General features: G+C 62.8%; 17 protein-coding genes and 1 tRNA gene. 12 read left to right on the plus strand and 6 right to left on the minus strand.

Features of this window, described 5'->3' with window-relative positions; genetic code table 11:
- The first annotated feature begins 92 nt into the window (after nt 1–92).
- Entirely contained in the window at nt 93–599 is a 507-nt protein-coding gene (locus V4R08_RS14060; protein WP_335579918.1) for a YHS domain-containing (seleno)protein, read from the plus strand.
- A gap of 116 nt (nt 600–715) precedes the next feature.
- On the opposite strand, the gene V4R08_RS14065 is transcribed toward V4R08_RS14060, so the two are convergent.
- Complete coding sequence (locus V4R08_RS14065) at nt 716–1,495, minus strand: 3'(2'),5'-bisphosphate nucleotidase CysQ family protein (protein ID WP_335580297.1); 780 nt, start codon at nt 1,493–1,495, stop codon at nt 716–718.
- A 189-nt stretch (nt 1,496–1,684) separates the two neighbouring features.
- Between V4R08_RS14065 and chpT the strand changes: the two genes are divergently transcribed.
- From chpT to V4R08_RS14095, 6 genes are all read left to right on the plus strand, one after another.
- Nucleotides 1,685–2,332: a histidine phosphotransferase ChpT gene (chpT, locus tag V4R08_RS14070; RefSeq protein WP_335579919.1), complete on the plus strand. Its 648-nt coding sequence runs from the start codon at nt 1,685–1,687 to the stop codon at nt 2,330–2,332.
- Between the two features lie 330 nt (nt 2,333–2,662).
- On the plus strand, nt 2,663–5,401 hold the full coding sequence (locus V4R08_RS14075) for a hybrid sensor histidine kinase/response regulator (protein ID WP_335579920.1): 2,739 nt from the start codon (nt 2,663–2,665) through the stop codon (nt 5,399–5,401).
- Nucleotides 5,402–5,412: 11 nt separating this feature from the next.
- Complete coding sequence (locus V4R08_RS14080) at nt 5,413–5,883, plus strand: chemotaxis protein CheW (RefSeq protein WP_335579921.1); 471 nt, start codon at nt 5,413–5,415, stop codon at nt 5,881–5,883.
- A 68-nt stretch (nt 5,884–5,951) separates the two neighbouring features.
- The gene (locus tag V4R08_RS14085) at nt 5,952–6,317 is read left to right on the plus strand and encodes a response regulator (protein WP_335579922.1); all 366 of its coding nucleotides are present in this window, start codon (nt 5,952–5,954) and stop codon (nt 6,315–6,317) included.
- Between the two features lie 77 nt (nt 6,318–6,394).
- The gene (locus tag V4R08_RS14090) at nt 6,395–7,546 is read left to right on the plus strand and encodes a protein-glutamate methylesterase/protein-glutamine glutaminase (RefSeq protein WP_335579923.1); all 1,152 of its coding nucleotides are present in this window, start codon (nt 6,395–6,397) and stop codon (nt 7,544–7,546) included.
- The gene (locus V4R08_RS14095; protein WP_335579924.1) at nt 7,543–8,409 is read left to right on the plus strand and encodes a CheR family methyltransferase; all 867 of its coding nucleotides are present in this window, start codon (nt 7,543–7,545) and stop codon (nt 8,407–8,409) included. The genes V4R08_RS14090 and V4R08_RS14095 overlap by 4 nt, the downstream gene beginning before the upstream one ends.
- Nucleotides 8,410–8,611: 202 nt before the next feature.
- Here the strand turns inward: V4R08_RS14095 and ctrA are convergent, their stop codons facing one another.
- Nucleotides 8,612–9,313: a response regulator transcription factor CtrA gene (gene ctrA, locus V4R08_RS14100; RefSeq protein WP_335579925.1), complete on the minus strand. Its 702-nt coding sequence runs from the start codon at nt 9,311–9,313 to the stop codon at nt 8,612–8,614.
- Entirely contained in the window at nt 9,298–9,465 is a 168-nt protein-coding gene (locus V4R08_RS14105) for a hypothetical protein (RefSeq protein ID WP_335579926.1), read from the minus strand. Before V4R08_RS14105 ends, ctrA begins: the two co-directional genes overlap by 16 nt.
- A gap of 217 nt (nt 9,466–9,682) precedes the next feature.
- Between V4R08_RS14105 and fliI the strand changes: the two genes are divergently transcribed.
- Both fliI and fliJ read left to right on the plus strand, forming a co-directional pair.
- The gene (gene fliI, locus V4R08_RS14110; RefSeq protein WP_335579927.1) at nt 9,683–11,011 is read left to right on the plus strand and encodes a flagellar protein export ATPase FliI; all 1,329 of its coding nucleotides are present in this window, start codon (nt 9,683–9,685) and stop codon (nt 11,009–11,011) included.
- A 109-nt stretch (nt 11,012–11,120) separates the two neighbouring features.
- Nucleotides 11,121–11,540, plus strand: coding sequence for a flagellar export protein FliJ (gene fliJ / locus V4R08_RS14115; protein ID WP_335579928.1), 420 nt, complete (start codon nt 11,121–11,123; stop codon nt 11,538–11,540).
- 200 nt (nt 11,541–11,740) lie between these two features.
- Here the strand turns inward: fliJ and V4R08_RS14120 are convergent, their stop codons facing one another.
- Together V4R08_RS14120 and flhA are read right to left on the minus strand one after the other, a co-directional pair.
- Nucleotides 11,741–11,941, minus strand: a complete 201-nt coding sequence (locus V4R08_RS14120; RefSeq protein ID WP_335579929.1) for a hypothetical protein — start codon at nt 11,939–11,941, stop codon at nt 11,741–11,743.
- Nucleotides 11,942–12,264: 323 nt separating this feature from the next.
- A complete protein-coding gene (flhA, locus tag V4R08_RS14125) occupies nt 12,265–14,502 on the minus strand; it encodes a flagellar biosynthesis protein FlhA (protein WP_335579930.1) in 2,238 nt (745 codons plus the stop codon).
- A 453-nt stretch (nt 14,503–14,955) separates the two neighbouring features.
- Between flhA and V4R08_RS14130 the strand changes: the two genes are divergently transcribed.
- From V4R08_RS14130 to V4R08_RS14140, 3 genes are all read left to right on the plus strand, one after another.
- Complete coding sequence (locus V4R08_RS14130) at nt 14,956–15,159, plus strand: hypothetical protein (RefSeq protein WP_335579931.1); 204 nt, start codon at nt 14,956–14,958, stop codon at nt 15,157–15,159.
- Between the two features lie 157 nt (nt 15,160–15,316).
- Nucleotides 15,317–15,392: transfer RNA gene (locus V4R08_RS14135), tRNA-Ile, on the plus strand.
- Nucleotides 15,393–15,822: 430 nt separating this feature from the next.
- Nucleotides 15,823–16,428, plus strand: coding sequence for a heme-binding beta-barrel domain-containing protein (locus V4R08_RS14140; RefSeq protein ID WP_335579932.1), 606 nt, complete (start codon nt 15,823–15,825; stop codon nt 16,426–16,428).
- A 396-nt stretch (nt 16,429–16,824) separates the two neighbouring features.
- Here the strand turns inward: V4R08_RS14140 and V4R08_RS14145 are convergent, their stop codons facing one another.
- Complete coding sequence (locus V4R08_RS14145) at nt 16,825–18,267, minus strand: efflux transporter outer membrane subunit (RefSeq protein ID WP_335579933.1); 1,443 nt, start codon at nt 18,265–18,267, stop codon at nt 16,825–16,827.
- Nucleotides 18,268–18,365 lie beyond the last annotated feature (98 nt).

Genomic DNA, 18,365 nt, shown 5'->3' on the forward strand with positions numbered 1-18,365 from the left:
AACTTGTCGCTGTGTCTTTAACCCGATGCTGACAGGCGCTCGGTATGATGCGGCGATCGTCCCCCTCGACTCGTACGTTATCGGCACCAACTATGACGGCACGGCGGCAGGAAAGAAATGGCTTGCGCCGCGGAATAGTCGTGATCGCCTTGCTGGGGTGCTGGTTCGCCTGCTGCGAGGTCGACTTCGCGGCCAGGGCGGCGACCTCCGAACGGGTCGTGATCGACCGCTATACGGGTCTGGCGATCGGCGGGTTCGATCCCGTGGCTTTCTTTACCGACGCCCGGCCGGTACAGGGCTATTCCGACTATGAGGTGTCGCAGGGCGGCGCCGTCTGGCGCTTCAGCAATCCCGACAATCGCGCGTTTTTTATCGCAAACCCCGACGTGTATAGCCCAGGTTTCGGCGGCTATGATCCGGTGGATATCGCGCGGGGCGTGACCTTCGCCGGAACCGCACGGCTCTGGCTGATTGTCGGCCAGCGGCTTTACCTGTTCGGCCATGAGGACAGCCGCGCGGCTTTCGCGGCCAATCCGGCGCGCTATCTGCTTGAGGCGACACGTCGCTGGGCCGTGCTGAAGGAAACGCTGGCGCAGTAGCAGCGGTTTCGACCGAAGCATGTCCTCGGGCTTGACCCGAGGATGGGCACCGATTCGCGGGAAGAAAACGCGTCAAGTCAAAATCATAGAGCCGGCCGTGCAGCTTGCAGTCCGCGTCAAGGCGCGGCCGAGGGATCGCCCCAGGCGATAAATTCCGGCACCAGAAATCCCTCGCGCTTTTCGCCGAACCGCAGCGGAGCGCCGCGCCCGTCCGTGACCTTGCCGCCGGCGGCGGCGACCAGGGCGTGACCTGCCGCAACGTCCCATTCGCTGGTCGGGGCGAGGCGGGGATAAATGTCGGCGCCGCCCTCCGCGATCCGGCAGAACTTGACCGCGGAGCCGAGCGGCTTGCGCACCGCGCCGGGGCGGCTGTCGATGAAGTCGTCCGAACGGCTGTCGCCGTGCGAACGGCTGATGGCGGCAATCCATTGGCAGCCGCGGTCGGGAAACGGTCGGGTCGCGATCGGCTCCGCGGCGCCGACGCCGCCGTCCGGCGTGACCGCGAGGCGCTGGGCGCCGTGGCCGACAAGGCCGCGCCAGATCGAGCCGAGCGCCGGCGCACCGACGATACCGAACAGCGGCAATCCGTCGGTCACGATCGCGAGGTTGACCGTGAATTCGTCGCGGCCGGCGATGAATTCCTTGGTGCCGTCCAGCGGATCGATCACGAAGAAGCTGCCTGCATAAGGCGGCGTCGCCAGATGCACGCGCTCTTCCGACAGAACCGGAATATCGGGGCAGAGCCGCGTCAGCCCTTCGGCGATGATCCGGTCGGAGGCGAGATCCGCCTCTGTCACGGGAGACCCGTCGACCTTGCCGTCGATCGTCATGCGATCGCGGTTGACCGAGAGGATGGCGACGCCGGCCTTCGCGACCAGCGCCGTCAGCGCATCCATCAGCGCCGCAGCGGATTGAGCGTCGATCACCGGCACGTTCGCAGCTTCCTTGCACGGTGCCGCAGAACGGCGGCGACCGCCTGGTGGTGGCAGCACAGGCTCCGGCGGTGTATCAAGCCATGAAGATCGTTTGATTCGCCGTGTCCGCGCGCTGGGGATTGGCCGAAACAGATCCCAGGAGCAGGTTTTATGTCTGACACATCGTCTCCCGGTCCCGCTCCCGACACGCTCGAACTCGCGGCATTGCTCTGCTCGCGCGTCTGTCACGACCTCATTAGTCCGGTTGGCGCAATCGTCAACGGGCTTGAGGTGCTGGACGACGATCCGAAGCCGGACGATCGCGAATTCGCTCTCGATCTGATCCGCAAGAGCGCCAAAACCGCCTCGGCGCGATTGCAGTTCTGCCGTCTCGCATTCGGCGCCGCTGGCTCGGCCGGCGCGCAGATCGATCTCGGCGACGCGCAGAACATGGCGAAAGGCCATTTTGAGGACGGCAAGATCACGATCGCATGGAATTTGCCGCGCCTGCTGCTGCCGAAGAACAGGGTGAAACTCCTGCTCAACTTGTTGGTGATCGCGCAGCAGACGATCCCCCGCGGCGGCGTGCTGACGGTCGATCCGCTCGGCGAGGGCGAGGCGATGGGCTTTCAGATTACCGCTGCCGGGCTGAACGCCCGCCTGTCGCAGACCACCGCCGATCTTCTGGCGCCCGGTTTCGCCGGCTCCATCGATGCCCATGCGGTTCAGCCCTACTACACCCGTCTGCTTGCTGAGGCCTGCGGCATCGGCATCTCGCTCGCCGCCGACGGCGAGAAGGTGGTTGCGACTGCCCGTTGAGGCTCCGCGTCAACCAACATGGTTAGCCAATGGTTTCCGGGCCCGCGAAAACAAGGTTTTCGTTGGACTGTCGGGCGCGTCCTTTTCCGTTTGCTAAACCCATATTAACCAACCTGCATCGAAACTGGCCCAACCCCGAAAGGTGAATGACGTCGCGCGCCGGCGTTTCGAGGCCAATCCACGATGAATGATCGTCTCCACCGTTTTGGCCATTCGTTGGGCGCGTTCTTTTCCGCGTGCTCAACCAATATTAAATACATTGGGTTGAAACTGGCCCGGCCGCGAACAGGCGCGACAACGTCGCCCCGGCATTTCGAAGGCCAGAAGGCTATGGATGATCTCCTCCGCGAATTCCTGACCGAGACCAATGAGAGTCTGGACACCGTTGACAATCAACTCATCAGTTTCGAGCAGGATCCGAACAACGCGAAGATACTGGATAATATCTTTCGGCTGGTCCACACCATCAAGGGCACATGCGGCTTTCTGGGCCTTCCAAGGCTAGAGGCGCTCGCCCATGCGGCGGAAACGCTGATGGGCAAGTTTCGCGACGGCATGCCGGTGACCGGCGACGCCGTGACGCTTATTCTCTCCACCATCGACCGCATCAGGGACATCCTGAGCCAGCTTGAGGCGACCGAGACCGAGCCGGAGGGGGCCGATACCGATCTGATCGACAAGCTGCATCACATGGCCGAGCACGGCTGCGTCACCGCGTCCGCTGCTCCCGAGCTTGTGCCAGCGTCTACTCCGGAGCCCGCCGCCGCCGATCCGGCGCAGGAAATCGGGACGATGACCTTTCAGGTGCTGGAACGGCCGCTGCGTCCGGGTGAAGTCTCTCTCGACGAGCTTGAGCGTGCGTTCCGCGAGACCGAGGCCGAGCCGGTCGCGCCCGCTCCGCAGCCGGCGCCCGAGGCGCCCGCGCCGGCCGTTGCTCCGAAAGCTGTCGCCAAGGTTGTCGCCAAGGTTGTTGCCAAGGCCGCTCCGAAGAAGACCGCTGCCGAGACGGAGACACCGGAGGGCGATCGGGTCGCCCACCAGTCGATCCGCGTCAACGTCGATACGCTCGAGCACCTGATGACGATGGTGTCCGAGCTTGTGCTGACGCGCAACCAACTGCTCGAGATCAGCCGCCGGCACGAAGACAACGAATTCAAGGTGCCGCTGCAACGGCTGTCCAACGTCACCGCGGAGTTGCAGGAAGGCGTCATGAAGACGCGGATGCAGCCCATCGGCAATGCCTGGCAGAAGTTGCCGCGGATCGTGCGCGATCTGTCTGGCGAACTCGGCAAGCAGATCGAACTCGAGATGCATGGCGCCGACACCGAACTCGACCGTCAGGTTCTCGACCTGATCAAGGATCCGCTGACGCATATGGTGCGCAATTCCGCCGATCACGGCCTGGAAACACCGGCAGAGCGCGTCCAGGCCGGCAAGCCGGAGCAGGGCACCATCCGCCTTTTGGCCTATCACGAGGGCGGCCACATCATTATCTGCATCGCCGACAACGGCCGCGGCCTCAACACCGAGCGGATCAAGGCCAAGGCAATCCAGAACGGCCTCGCGACCGAGGCCGAACTCGAGAAGATGACCGAGGCGCAGATCCACAAGTTCATCTTCGCTCCGGGGTTCTCGACCGCTGCGGCAGTGACCAGTGTCTCCGGACGCGGCGTCGGCATGGACGTGGTGCGCGCCAACATCGACCAGATCGGCGGCACCATCGACGTCAAGTCGGTGGCCGGCGAGGGCTCGAGCGTCACCATCAAGATTCCGCTGACGCTGGCGATCGTCTCGGCGCTGATCGTAGAGGCCGCGGGCGAGCGTTTCGCAATACCGCAGCTCTCGGTGGTCGAGCTGGTGCGCGCGCGCGCCAATTCGGATCACCGCATCGAACGCATCAAGGACACCCCGGTGCTGCGGCTGCGCAACAAGCTTTTGCCGCTGATGCACTTGAAGAAGATTCTGAAGACCGATGATGGCATGTCCAGCGATCCGGAGAACGGTTTCATCGTGGTGACGCAGGTCGGCAACCAGACCTTCGGCATCGTCGTGGATGGCGTGTTTCATACCGAAGAAATCGTGGTCAAGCCGATGTCGACCATACTGCGGCATATCGGCATGTTCTCGGGCAACACCATTCTCGGCGACGGCGCCGTGATCATGATCATCGACCCGAACGGCATCGCGCACGCGCTGGGCGCATCGGTCGCGACTCAGCAGGAACTCGCCGACGAGAACGCGGCAGGCGCCGGCGACGCCGAGCAGATGACGTCGCTGCTGGTGTTCCGCGCCGGATCGGATCAGCCCAAGGCCGTGCCGCTTGCGCTGGTCACGCGACTCGAGGAATTCGGGGTCGACAAGATCGAGATCTCCGACGGCCGCTATATGGTGCAGTACCGCGATCGGCTCATGCCGCTGGTACAGATGGATGGCGTTTCGGTCGTGACCGATGGCACGCAGCCGGTCCTGGTGTTCGCTGACGACGGCCGCGCGGTAGGACTGGTGGTCGACGAGATCATCGACATCGTCGAGGAGCGGCTGACCATCGAGGTGGCGAGCAGCCAGCAGGGCATTCTCGGCTCCGCTATCATCAAGGGCCGGGCGACGGACGTGATCGACATCGGTCATTTCCTGCCGATGGCCTTCGCCGACTGGTTCAAGCGCAAGGAGATGAGTGCGGCGGCCGCGACGCGGTCGGTGCTGCTGGTGGATGACAGCGCCTTCTTCCGCAACATGCTGGCTCCGGTTCTCAAGGCCGCAGGCTATCAGGTCCGACTCGCGACCAACGCGCAGGAAGGTCTCGTCGCGCTGCGATCGGGCCAGGGGTTCGACGTGATCCTCACCGATATCGAAATGCCGGACATGAACGGCTTCGAGTTCGCGGAGACCGTGCGCTCCGATCGCCGCCTGAGCGGCACGCCGATCATCGCGTTGTCGTCGATGATTTCTCCGGCCGCGATCGAGCGCGGCCGTCAGGCCGGCTTCCACGATTACGTCGCCAAGTTCGACCGGCCCGGCCTGATTGCGGCGCTGAAGGAACAGACCGCCGAAATGATCCGGGCGGCATGAAGGATCAGAGCATGACCAACGTCAATCAGGGCAGCGAAAACGCAATCACCGAATACGTCACCGCGACGATCGGCGGGCAGTTGTTCGGGCTGCCGATCTCGCGGGTGCACGACGTGTTCAAGCCGGAACGTCTGACCCGGGTGCCGCTGGCGTCGAGCGATGTCGCGGGCGTCTTGAATCTGCGCGGCCGCATCGTCACCGCGATCGATATGCGCGCGCGATTAGGCCTGCCGAAGGATGAGATCGATCGCCCGCCGATGGCCGTCGGTGTCGAACTGCGCGGCGAATCTTACGGACTTCTGATCGATTCGATCGGCGAGGTCATGAAGCTCCCGGACGAAGGCCGCGAGGTCAATCCGGCCAACCTCGATCCGCGGATGGCGGAGCTGTCGGCGGGCGTGCATCGGCTGGAGGGACAGTTGATGGTCGTTCTCGATATCGATCGTGTTCTGGAGATAGCGCCTGACAAGCTTGCGGCCTGAGAGCGGCCGCAGGTGATCGTCGCCGGGAAATGTCCCGTCGTGAAGGCTGAAGAGAGGCGGAGGCCGAAATGAAAACATGTCTGGTCGTGGATGATTCCAGCGTCATTCGTAAGGTCGCGCGACGTATCCTGGAAGGCTTCGATTTTCATATCGTCGAGGCGGAGGATGGCGAGAAGGCGCTGGACATTTGCAAGCGCGAGCTGCCGGATGCCGTGCTGCTGGACTGGAATATGCCGGTCATGGACGGTTACGAGTTTCTTCGCAACCTGCGCCGGATGCCCGGCGGCGATCAGCCGAAGGTGGTGTTCTGCACCACGGAGAACGATGTCGCGCACATCGCCCGCGCGCTCCATGCCGGCGCCAACGAATACATCATGAAGCCGTTCGACAAGGACATCGTGACGGCGAAGTTTCACGAAATCGGCCTGATCTGAAGCTCGCCGCGCCGGGAGCGGATTCCGGCCGGCCCCGATATCGTCTTTGTCCGTCGTTGCGTCTGGTGAGTTGGGTAATGAGTACTGCTGTGGCAAGTCCGGCGGCTTTGGATTCGGGGAAGCAGGAGCCGCTGCGTGTCATGGTGGTCGACGACTCGGTCGTCATTCGCGGGCTGATTTCCCGATGGATCGAGGCCGAGCCCGACATGGTGGTCGCAGCCTCGCTGCGCACCGGGCTCGACGCGGTCAACCAGGTCGAGCGCGCCAATCCGGACGTCGTCGTCCTCGATATCGAAATGCCTGAACTCGACGGCATTTCCGCGCTGCCGCAACTGCTGGCCAAGAAACGCAATCTCATTGTCATCATGGCCTCGACGCTGACCCGCCGCAATGCGGAGGTCAGTTTCAAGGCTCTGTCGCTCGGCGCTGCCGATTACATTCCGAAGCCGGAGAGCACCCGCGAGATCGCCGCGGCCGATATCTTCAAGCACGACCTGATCCAGAAGATCCGGCACCTCGCCGCAAAACGTCGTCGTCCGGCGGCGGTCGTCTCGCCGCCGCTGGCGCCGCGCGAGCAGGGACCGCGCTCCATCCCGGCCGCGCCGGCGCATCCGGCACCGGCGCTGCGCCCCTTCAGCACCCACGCCCCGCGCGCGCTGCTGATCGGCTCGTCCACAGGCGGGCCGCAGGCGCTGATGACGCTGGTGGCAGGAATAGGGCCGGTGATCGACCGCTATCCGGTGCTGATCACGCAACACATGCCGCCGACGTTCACGACCATTCTCGCCGAGCATCTGGCGCGCGCCGCTGGACGCCCGGCGCACGAGGGTGTGGATGAGGAGACCGTAAAGCCGGGTCAAATCTATCTCGCGCCCGGCGGCCGCCACATGCGCCTGGCCAGAAAGGGCGCAGGCGCCGTCATCGCGCTCGATGACGGGGCGGCGGTGAATTTCTGCAAACCGGCCGTCGATCCGCTGTTCACGTCGGCGATCGACGTCTGGCAGGGAGACGTTCTGGCCGTCATCCTGACCGGAATGGGATCGGACGGAATGCGCGGCGGCCAGCAAATCGTCGCGGCAGGAGGGAATGTCATCGCGCAGGACGAAGCGAGCAGCGTGGTGTGGGGAATGCCGGGCGCAGCCGCCCAGGCCGGAATCTGCGCGGCCGTTTTGCCGCTTCAACTGATCGCACCGAAGCTCGTTCGGCTGTTTGCGGGAGACCGTTCGTGACACCGCTTGATTTTGAGTACCTGCGCAGGTTTCTGAGGGATCGGTCCGGACTCGATCTCGCCGCCGACAAGCAATATCTGGTCGAGAGCCGGCTGGTTCCGCTCGCGCGCAAGGCCGGCCTTTCGGGCATCGGCGACCTCGTGCAGAAAATAAAGAGCGGCGCCGCTGCGCTGACGGTCGACGTCGTCGAGGCGATGACCACCAACGAAACCTTCTTCTTTCGCGACAAAACGCCGTTCGAGCATCTGCGCGAGACCATGATTCCGGCGCTGTTGCAGGCCCGTGCGGCTCGCCGCAGTCTGCGGATCTGGTGCGCCGCCGGATCGACCGGGCAGGAGCCGTACTCGATCGCGATGTGCCTCAAGGAATACGGTCCGGCGCTGGCGGGCTGGCGCACCGAGATCGTCGCCACCGATCTGTCGAACGAGGTGCTCGAAAAGTCGCGGGCCGGTCTCTACAGTCAGTTCGAGGTGCAGCGCGGGTTGCCCATTCAGTTGCTGATCAAATATTTCAAGCAGGTCGGCGAGCTTTGGCAGATCAATGCCGACATTCGCGCGATGGTTCAGCACCGCCAGCTCAACCTGTTGCAGGATTTTTCCAACCTCGGCAGCTTCGACGTGATCTTCTGCCGCAACGTGCTGATCTATTTCGATCAGGAGACCAAGATCGGCATCTTCACGCGGCTTGCGAAGCAGATGGAAGGCGATGGTTTCCTCACGCTCGGCGCCGCGGAAACAGTGGTCGGGCTGACGGACGTGTTCAAGCCTCATCCGGACAAGCGCGGTCTCTATCGGCCCAATCGCGTTCGCGCGCCGTCGCTGGTGCCGGGAATGCCGTCACCCAAAGCGGCCGCTCGCGCATAGCGAGTGTGCATACAGGCGGACTCGTCCGAATGCATATATCCGCTGCACAGCACATCAAGGACTTCTCAAGCCGACGGCGTGCCAGCCGCCGGAAGACCGGAGCAGATGCACCCAGGCAGCGTGCAAGCTGCGCGGCCGGGCCAAAACAAAAACCCCGCCATTTGCGGCGGGGTCAGTCTGGGAGGAACGCAGGATTGCGGTGTCAGGCCGGGATGCGAACTTCGTCCTCGTGCGGTTCGCGCAGCACGTAGCCGCGGCCCCACACGGTCTCGATGAAGTTGCGGCCGTCGGAGGCGTTGGCGAGCTTCTTGCGCAGCTTGCAGATGAAGACGTCGATGATCTTCAGCTCGGGCTCGTCCATGCCGCCATAGAGGTGGTTGAGGAACATTTCCTTGGTCAGCGTGGTGCCCTTGCGCAAGCTGAGCAGCTCCAGCATCTGGTATTCCTTGCCCGTCAGGTGGACGCGCTGGCCGCCGACTTCCACCGTCTTGGTGTCGAGATTGACCACGAGATCGCCGGTCTGGATCACCGACTGGGCATGGCCCTTGGAGCGGCGCACGATCGCATGGATGCGGGCCACCAGCTCGTCCTTGTGGAAGGGCTTTGTCATGTAGTCGTCGGCGCCGACGCCGAGACCCTTGACCTTGTCCTCGATGCCGGCGAGGCCGGAGAGGATCAGAATGGGTGTTTTGATTTTGGAGACGCGGAGCTGCTTGAGCACGTCGTAGCCGGACATGTCGGGCAGGTTGAGATCGAGAAGGATGATGTCGTAGTCGTACAGTTTGCCTAGATCGACGCCTTCCTCGCCGAGATCCGTCGTGTAGACGTTGAAACTCTCGGACTTGAGCATCAGCTCGATCGACTGCGCGACGGCGCTGTCATCCTCAATCAGCAAAACGCGCATGCCAGTCCCCTAATCGTCGCCGCGCCGGGCGTCAGGCCGGCCGCAATACTTGCGGCACTGGAAACGCCTTTAAGCAACTGATTCGGATCCTGACTGCCCATGGTTAACAAAAACTGTTTCTGTTGTGCAAGATCTATCGGTGCAATTTTCATCGAATCGTCCTAAGATATTGCATTGAAGCAGTTTTTCTTATCCGGTAGCGTTCAGGCTCCACATTAAAAGTCAGACCTAACCGACTCCTGCGACTCGCCTTCGTCCTGAAGGCCAGGCGCGCTCAGTCACCAAAGACAGTGACGCAATGATTAACGATGCGGGTAAACACGAGGTTAAAGGGTGCCCGCTAATGCGCGGAAACTTAAGGTTTTCACGGTGAAGGGCCTGGCCGAACAGGTCGGCGATATCGAGTGCGTCAATATTTATGGCCGTGTGGTTGGCGTGCGCGGGCTGATGGTCGAGATAGCCGGCCCGATCCATGCGATGTCGGTCGGCGCCCGCATCGTGATCGAGACCGGCGGCGGCCGTGTCATCCCCGCGGAGGTGGTCGGCTTCAACGGCGACAATGCCGTGGCCATGCCGTTCGCCGGCCTTGACGGTGTGCGGCGCGGCTGCCGCGCCGTGATCGCCAATGCCTCCAGCCAGGTGCGCCCGGCCGCCTCCTGGCTCGGCCGCGTGCTCAACGCCATGGGCGAGCCGATCGACGGCAAGGGAGCGTTGCCGCAGGGGGCGGTGCCGGTGCCGTTCCGCAATTCGCCGCCGCCGGCGCATTCGCGCATGCGGGTTGGCAAACCGCTCGATCTCGGTGTTCGCGCGCTGAACACGTTTCTGACCTGCTGCCGCGGCCAGCGGCTCGGTATCTTCGCCGGCTCCGGCGTCGGCAAATCGGTGCTGCTGTCGATGCTGGCGCGCAACGCGGACGCCGACATTTCGGTGATCGGGCTGGTCGGCGAACGCGGCCGCGAGGTGCAGGAATTCCTGCAGGACGACCTTGGCGAGGACGGGCTCGCACGATCGGTCGTCGTGGTCGCGACCTCCGACGAGCCCGCTTTGATGCGGCGGCAGGCGGCCTATTTGACCCTGGCCGTCGCGGAATATTTCCGCGACGAGGGCAAGGATGTCATGTGCCTGATGGATTCGGTGACGCGGTTTGCGATGGCGCAGCGCGAAATCGGATTGTCGACCGGCGAGCCGCCGACCACGAAGGGGTACACGCCGACCGTGTTCACCGAACTGCCGAGGCTTCTGGAGCGCGCCGGTCCCGGCGCCGCCGGCAAGGGAACCATTACCGGCATTTTCACGGTGCTGGTGGACGGTGACGATCACAACGAGCCGGTGGCCGACGCAGTGCGCGGCATTCTCGATGGCCACATCGTGATGCAGCGTGCCATCGCCGAGCGCGGCCGCTACCCCGCGATCAACGTTCTGAAGTCGGTGTCGCGCACCATGCCGAAATCCGCCGATCCTGCCTTCCTGCCCGTCATCACCCGCGGGCGGCAGGTGATGGCCACCTTTTCCGACATGGAGGAACTGATCCGCCTCGGCGCCTACCGGACCGGTTCCAACGCCGAGGTCGACGAGGCGATCCGGTTGAATCCGCTCCTGGAAGATTTTCTGCGCCAGGCCAAGGACGAGGTAACCAGCATTGAGGACGGCTATCGGCGGTTGCAGCAAATCCTTAAGACCTTGGAAACGGAAAGCTAACTTTGTCGGGCCATCATCGGCTTCTCATAAGAGTAGTGCCGGCGGGACCCGAACAGGGTGCCGGTATCGTCCCGCGTTCAGATTTGGGACTTCTGGGGAGTACGAGTCGATGAAGTCACGTGAAACGCTGATCCGCCTGAAGAAATTCCAGGTCGAGGAAAAGCGACGGAGGGTGGCTCAGATCGAGAGCATGATCGCTGACTTCCAGCGCATGTCGGTGGATCTGGAGCGTGAAATCGAAATCGAGCAGGATCGTGCCGGGATCGACGATCCCGCGCATTTCGCCTATCCGACCTATGCCAAGGCGGCGATCCAGCGTCGCGAAAACCTGACCCGCTCGGCGGACGAACTGCGCGTTCAGCTTGAAGACGCCAAGCTGGGTCTCGCTGAGGCCTTCGAGGAACTGAAGAAGGTCGAATTGCTCGACGAACGCGACCAGGCGCGCGAGCGCGCGGAAGAGAATGCCCGCGAGCAGGCCGATCTTGACAGCATCGGCCTGATGCGGGCGCGCATGGGCGTCATCGCCTGAACGCGACATCGAGAATTCACATCCATCGAATTTGGAGCGGCTCTGCCCGGATTGCCTGTGAGAGACGGGCAAAAGAAAACGCCCGTGGGGGGCGGGCGTTTTCCATTCGTAGACCACTTGGGGTTAGTGGGGTCCTCTACGTACTCACGCGGCGACTTCGGGGGGCAACTAAAGAAGCCTCGTGAATTCCTGAAATTCGTTCAGCGAACGACCATCGTGCCAGAGCTGGTGATCGCCATCGGCTTGCCGGCCTTGATGATGCGCGCGCTCTGCGTATAGCCGTCGTCGGCATTCATGCGCGCTGAAATGGCGAAACCCGCCACCGCGATACCTGCGACCAGAGCCACAACCACGATCTTCAGGTGGGTCGTCCGATCCGCGCTGTAAATCGAATGGTTCATGGAAGCCTCCCTGCCGTTAACTTCCTTTAGAGTTTGTCTCCGTCGTCGGCGCTCAGGTTCATGATCTCGCGCTTTTAAAACGTAGGAAGTCGCCTTATTGTTCCGTAGGGGCGATCACAAGGCAGTGAAAAGGTGTGAACAAGCGCGATCACCCGACTCCTGGCAGTATGGCACGTATCTGTAGTTTTGCAATGATATCAGCGAGTTAATCTTAATTGCGATTGATCGATCGTGCTCGCGAACCCATCATAGGCCGCAGACATAAATCATTTGTCTGATGCCAAAATGCCGCATAGGCGCCCGCTTGATTCGGCAGGGGCGGATCAGATGCTGCCGACGGTCTTGAGCCGGGCGCGCGGATGGATTTCGGCCTGCGACAGCACGGGGGTCTGGGCACGGAACCGCTCGACCAGCGAGCGGACGAATGGCCGGATCGCGGCCGAGGTCACCAGCACCGGCGCTTCGCCTTCGCGGGCGGCCTGTTCGAAGCGGTCGCGCACCGCGGTCATGAATTCGGACAGCTTCGAGGGCTGCATCGCGAGGCTGCGTTCTTCGCCCTGGCCGATGATGGATTCGGCAAAGGCCTGCTCCCATTTCGCCGACAGCGCGACCAGCGGCAGGTAGCCGTTGGCTGAGGTGTTCTGGGCGCAGATCTGGCGCGCGAGACGGGCGCGAACGTGCTCGACCAGCGTCGCCGGATTGCGCGAGAACGCCAGCGCGTCGGCGATGCCTTCGAGGATGGTGGAGAGATCGCGGACCGAGATGCGCTCGGCGAGCAGGAGTTGCAGCACGCGCTGGATGCCGGAGACCGTGATCTGGCTCGGAACGATGTCCTTGACCAGTTCGCCCTGTTCCTTCGGCAGATCCTTCAAAAGCTTTTGCACCTCGCCGTAGGAGAGCAGGTCCGACATATTGGTCTTGAGCAGTTCGGTGAGGTGGGTCGAAACCACGGTCGCTGCATCGACCACGGTATAGCCCTTCAGCGAGGCCTCTTCCTTCAGCGAGGCATCGACCCATGTCGCCGGCAGGCCGAAGGTCGGTTCGGTGGTGTGAATGCCGGGGACGTCGACCTGATCGCCGCCGGGATCCATCACCATGTATTGGTTCGGCCAGATCCGGCCCGAGCCGGCGTCGACCTCCTTGATCTTGATGATGTAGGTGTTAGCCTCGAGTTGCACGTTGTCGAGAATCCGCACCGCCGGCATCACGAATCCCATCTCGATCGCGAGCGAGCGGCGCAGTGCCTTGATCTGCTCGGTGAGGCGATCCTGGCCGTCTGGTCCGTTGACCAGCGGCAGCAGCGCATAGCCCAGTTCGATCTTGAGATCGTCGATCTTCAGCGCGGTCGAGATCGGCTCCTCCGCAGCGGCCGCGGCCGCCGCTGCTGTTGCGGCGTCGGGCGTCGCCGCGGCCTTGGCCTCCGCGGCCGCGATGCGGTGACGCTTTCGCGAGGTCCAGGCCAGCGCCGCGGCGCCGCCGCCGAGCGCGAGGAACGGCAGCATCGGAATACCCGGCAGCAGTCCCAGCACCAGCATCACCCCGGCCGACATGCCGAGCGCCTGCGGATAGCCGGAAAGCTGCTTCATCAGCGCCTTGTCGGCGGCGCCCGTGACGGCGGCCTTGGAGACCAGAAGGCCGGCTGCGGTCGAGACGATCAGCGCCGGGATCTGCGTGACGAGGCCGTCGCCGACGGTCAGCAGGGTGTAGCTGCGCGCGGCGTCGCCGAAGCTCAGGCCCTGCTGCGCGATGCCGATAATCATGCCGCCGATGATGTTGATGAAGACGACGAGCAGGCCGGCGACCGCATCGCCGCGCACGAACTTCGAGGCGCCGTCCATGGCGCCGAAGAAGCCGCTTTCGTCCTCCAGCGCCTTGCGGCGTTCCTTGGCGGTCTTTTCGTCGATCAGGCCGGCGGAGAGGTCGGCGTCGATTGCCATCTGCTTGCCGGGCATGGAGTCGAGCTGGAAGCGCGCCGCGACCTCGGCGATGCGGCCCGAACCCTTGGTGATGACCACGAAGTTCACGATCACCAGGATCGCGAACACGATGATGCCGATGACGAAGTTGCCGCCCATCACAAAGTTGCCGAAGGCCTCGATGACGTGGCCGGCGGCGGCCGAGCCTTCATGCCCGTGCGACAGGATCAGCCGCGTCGAGGCGAGGTTGAGCGACAGCCGCAGCATGGTCGCAATCAGCAGCACGGTCGGGAAGGAGGAGAATTCCAGCGGCGTCTGGATGAACAGCGCGGTCATCAGGATCAGGATCGACAGCGTGATCGAGATCGCCAGAAAGAGGTCGAGGACCACCGACGGCAGCGGCAGGATCAGGACGACAAGGATCGTCAGGACGCCGAAGGCGAGCGCGAGGTCGCCGCGCCGCAGCATGGTCCCGATTTCGCCCAGGCTCGGAAAACCCGAGGCTGAGGCGCCCGCATCCTGACCCGCCGTGATGCCCATCGTCGTCGCCGTTTCTTCCCGCGAATGCCGCTCGCGCGCGCCCAACGTCTGCGCGGCGGCCGAGGGGCCGCCGTTCCGAAAGTGAGGCACCGCACTGGCGTCCACGGGTTCCTCCCGTTCTACGCGGCTGACGACACTCGACTTCACCCGGATTCCACTGGGCAAAATTTGCCCGGTGTATGGTTAGCAAAGGGTTAACGCGCGCCCATAACAGGCTGATTCTCGGTCGATTCCGGACGTCGGCCGCAACAGGTAGGGCGATGGGCGGGTATGTGACTCGCGGTTCGGACGTCGCGGTTTGGATGTCGCGGGTCGAACGATTGCGGAACAGGGCGCTGCCGCGGACCTCCGCTATCCCTGTCGAGCGATGTTCGTTCGTAATATCGTTATATCAACGTCAATATGCCGCTGCGTCGAAGGCTTCCACCTTTCTCCGGTCACGAGATATTTAAATAAATATAACGAGTCGCAAGGGGGATGGTGTGAGACGATCAACGGCGGCCATGGGCAGGAGCGCGCTCCTGGCGGGGTTGCCACAAACGCCACCGACGACAGGACGTGCTCTCGGCGTTCGACGACATCACCTATACGACACAGTCGAATAAGGGCCGCTTCGACAGCTATTCTGACGACAACGCGCGCGGCGGCTCGGTCGAGGCCGGCACCGAACTGATCCCGATGAACACGTTGAACGCGGCGTTCCACTATCGCCAGGATTTCCACACCGAGTGGAATGACAACCGCCCGACCAGCCCTAGCTAGGGCGGCGGTCGCAGGCAGGAGGAGATGCGCGCCGACGGTCCGCATCTCCTCATCGCGGTCGCAGCCGGCCGGAAGCCTGAACGCCGATTGCCGCGCGGCGCCCGACATTGTAAGGGATGCCTGCGCCGACGGCGGTTGCGTATGCGACGTCCGGCCGGGGCCTGTAGCTCAATGGTTAGAGCCGGCCGCTCATAACGGTCTGGTTGGGGGTTCGAGTCCCTCCGGGCCCACCAAAGCCAAGCCGCCGCCGCCAATGCCTTCAGGCATGGTGGGAATCGGGAAGCCGGATTCTCGCTGCTGTTTTCCATAACTGGTGATCGCTGACGTTCAGGTCGCCGAACCGCTTTCCGAACCGCCGTCATTGCGTAGAATCGGCCCGCTCGGACTTCTGCGGCGCGCATGGGATCGCGGGTTTTTTCGAATGAGGATCGTCCACATCACCCTCACCCATGCCATCGCGCATACGTGACATCTTATTTCGCGGCTAGCTTAAAATCCGAAATCGACAATTTTCCATCCGACGGTTGCCGTTGCGGCTGCGACCTTCCAAGGTACGCTCGCCGTTCGATAGCTCGCGCCCATCATCACCGAAATGATTCATTGGTCATCGCGTCCTCGTGGTGGTAGCGCAGAATCTTCCAACCACGAAGACGAGGTTTTACTATGCAAAAAGAAACTCGTGGCCCACAGAAACTGGGACCGCTAACGCCGCTGGTCGGTGAATGGGAAGGCGATGTCGGAGTTGACCTTTCATATCACAACAAGGATGACCAGACGAGTGAAACCACTTACTTCGAGAAAGCTTGGTTCAAGCCGATTCCGATCCAGGAGAACGGCCGTCAGGAATTGTGGGGCCTCAACTACGGCATGACCGCGTGGCGCCATGGCGAGGAGGCGATGGATCCGTTCCACGATGAACTCGGCTTCCTGCTGTGGGATAAGGCGCATGGCGAAATCATGCGCACGGTCGTGTTCGGGCGCGGAATCGCGATCCTTGCTGGCAGCAGTGCCAAGCCACATGACAGGACCCTGACGTTCAATGCTACGCCGGGAGCGCCGCATTACGGGGTCCTGCAGAACAAGTATCTGCTCAAGCGTGCAGAAATCCGCGATTTCAAGAGCGCCTTCGAGATCAACGATGACGGCACCGTCAGCTATGTGTCCGATTTGCTCCTTAAACTCGCTGCCACAGGCGAGGAAATGCATCACACGGACAGGAATACGCTGCATCGTGTCAGGCGCTATCACCCCAGTGCCGAACATAACTGATTGGCGCAGCACGGAACGTGCGCTCCGGCCGCGTTCGCCAGCCCAAAGAGACTGCGGATGAACCGGCCGACCTATGGCCGCGTGCCCCATCGTCGCAGGCTTGCCCTTCTCCGCTGCTCTGAAGTGATGTGGAAATGGCCACGCTGCATGGCCTCGACCAGACTGGATTTTGGCTGGGCTGGTCGAGGCTCAGGGCACGAGATGGGTGAAGGTTACCCGTGTTCTCCTCAAGCGCCCACCTCGGCTCCGTTTGAGTGGTCGCATTTCCTTACGGTGAACCGGTGTCCACTTCACCGGGAAATGCTTTGGCATCAGACCCGAACGTCATCGTCGCTCGACGGAGTGCGCGTAGCCTCCGGTCACGACCGCATCACCGTCATGCAGCGGCCGCGGCTATTAAAGGGATCGATCAGGTTTGCTGTGATCGTCCCTGTTCCACCACCCACCCCCAAGAGCCTGAAACAGCGCGACCGTATTGGCTAATTGCGCGGCCTGCGCATCGAGGCGGGCAAGCGATGTCTGCAGATACGCCTGCTGCGCGGCCAGAAGCAGCGGCACGCTGATCTGGCCTTGATCCACTTGTTTGCGCACCAACGCAATGCTCTCGGATGCGGATCGTTCCGCATCTGTGGCGGCGCTGATCGCGCGCGTGCCTGCCTGAAGAGCCCGCAATACGTCCGCGACATTCTGAAACGCTGCGAGAACCGTGCTGCGATACTGGGCGAGAGACTGATTGGTTTCCTCTTCCGCCGCGCGCTGCTTGTTTTCCAGTGCTCCCGCATCGAAAATGGTCTGCGCAGCGCTTCCGGCCAACATCCAGAGCCCCGCTCCCGGCGTGGCCAGGTCCGCAAATCGGGCGGCTGCGGCGCCGACATTGCCGGTCAGGGAAATCTGCGGCAGACGATTGGCGATCGCGACCCCTATCGTTGCATTGGTGGCATGGAGATTGGCTTCAGCGGCACGAATGTCGGGGCGCTGTCTTACGAGATCAGCCGGAAGACTAAGAGGAAGACGGCGCGGCATCCGAAACGAACTGAGATTGAAAGTCTCCCCCGGAGCGTCGCTCGACAGGCGTCCGGTCAAAAACGACAACAGATGACGCTGCTGCGCGAGCTGCTTTTCGAGCGGCGGCAACAGAAGCCTGGTCTGCGCAACCGCGGTTTCCTGTGCGGCAACATCGGTCAGGGCGATCTGCCCTTGCTCTTGTTGCCGCTTCAATAGCTTCAAGACCTCGGACTGCAAACCAACGACCCGACGGGTTGCCGCGATCTGTCCGCGCAGCCGGCCTTCCTCGATCGCAGCGAGTGCAATGTTGCTTGCCAACGTCAGGTAGACCCCTTCGCGCTGGAACGCGCGCATTTCGGCCTGTGCATCTGCGGACTCGACCATGCGACGTGTCCCGCCCCACACATCGGCGACGTAAGAAACGGTCACCTGGCCAGTATGCAGATTGAAGATGTTTGCGCCGGACTCAAGCGGAGACGCTAGTTGGACCGCCACCTGCTGACGCGTCGCATCGAAATTTCCCGCAATGCTGGGAAAAAGCGCGCCGCGTTGAACCAGCGCGTTAGCTTGCGCGACTCTGACCGCGGCTTCCGCGGCAGCGAGGTCCGAATTGTGCTCGATACCATCTTCCACGATGCGGTTCAGCGCGGGAGAACGAAACAACTCCCACCACTGGGGAGGGATTTCCGCGTTGTGCACAATCGGATGCCCCGGTACGCGATCCCCGGCCGGGTCGGAAAGATAGCTGTTGGTATCCGGCGGCGCTTGAGGCTTGAAATCAGGCCCGACCGCACAACCTGTCAGCACCTGCGAGACGAAAAGTAATCCGGACACGATCAGGAGACGGGCATGGGACCGCGCCTGAGCCCGTCCGCTTCCCCGAGAACCGGACGCCAATGCTCTCTGCCAGTCTCCCCCCACAACTTGTCCTT

Source organism: Nitrobacter sp. NHB1 (genome assembly GCF_036964665.1).
Classification (GTDB): Bacteria; Pseudomonadota; Alphaproteobacteria; order Rhizobiales; family Xanthobacteraceae; genus Nitrobacter.

Coding starts and splice junctions, on each gene's coding strand:
- V4R08_RS14060 (WP_335579918.1), top strand. CDS start 93: ATGACGGCACGGCGGCAGGAAAGAAATGGCTTGCGCCGCGGAATAGTC.
- V4R08_RS14065 (WP_335580297.1), bottom strand. CDS start 1,495: ATGGATGCGCTGACGGCGCTGGTCGCGAAGGCCGGCGTCGCCATCCTC.
- chpT (WP_335579919.1), top strand. CDS start 1,685: ATGTCTGACACATCGTCTCCCGGTCCCGCTCCCGACACGCTCGAACTC.
- V4R08_RS14075 (WP_335579920.1), top strand. CDS start 2,663: ATGGATGATCTCCTCCGCGAATTCCTGACCGAGACCAATGAGAGTCTG.
- V4R08_RS14080 (WP_335579921.1), top strand. CDS start 5,413: ATGACCAACGTCAATCAGGGCAGCGAAAACGCAATCACCGAATACGTC.
- V4R08_RS14085 (WP_335579922.1), top strand. CDS start 5,952: ATGAAAACATGTCTGGTCGTGGATGATTCCAGCGTCATTCGTAAGGTC.
- V4R08_RS14090 (WP_335579923.1), top strand. CDS start 6,395: ATGAGTACTGCTGTGGCAAGTCCGGCGGCTTTGGATTCGGGGAAGCAG.
- ctrA (WP_335579925.1), bottom strand. CDS start 9,313: ATGCGCGTTTTGCTGATTGAGGATGACAGCGCCGTCGCGCAGTCGATC.
- V4R08_RS14105 (WP_335579926.1), bottom strand. CDS start 9,465: ATGAAAATTGCACCGATAGATCTTGCACAACAGAAACAGTTTTTGTTA.
- fliJ (WP_335579928.1), top strand. CDS start 11,121: ATGAAGTCACGTGAAACGCTGATCCGCCTGAAGAAATTCCAGGTCGAG.
- V4R08_RS14120 (WP_335579929.1), bottom strand. CDS start 11,941: ATGAACCATTCGATTTACAGCGCGGATCGGACGACCCACCTGAAGATC.
- V4R08_RS14140 (WP_335579932.1), top strand. CDS start 15,823: ATGCAAAAAGAAACTCGTGGCCCACAGAAACTGGGACCGCTAACGCCG.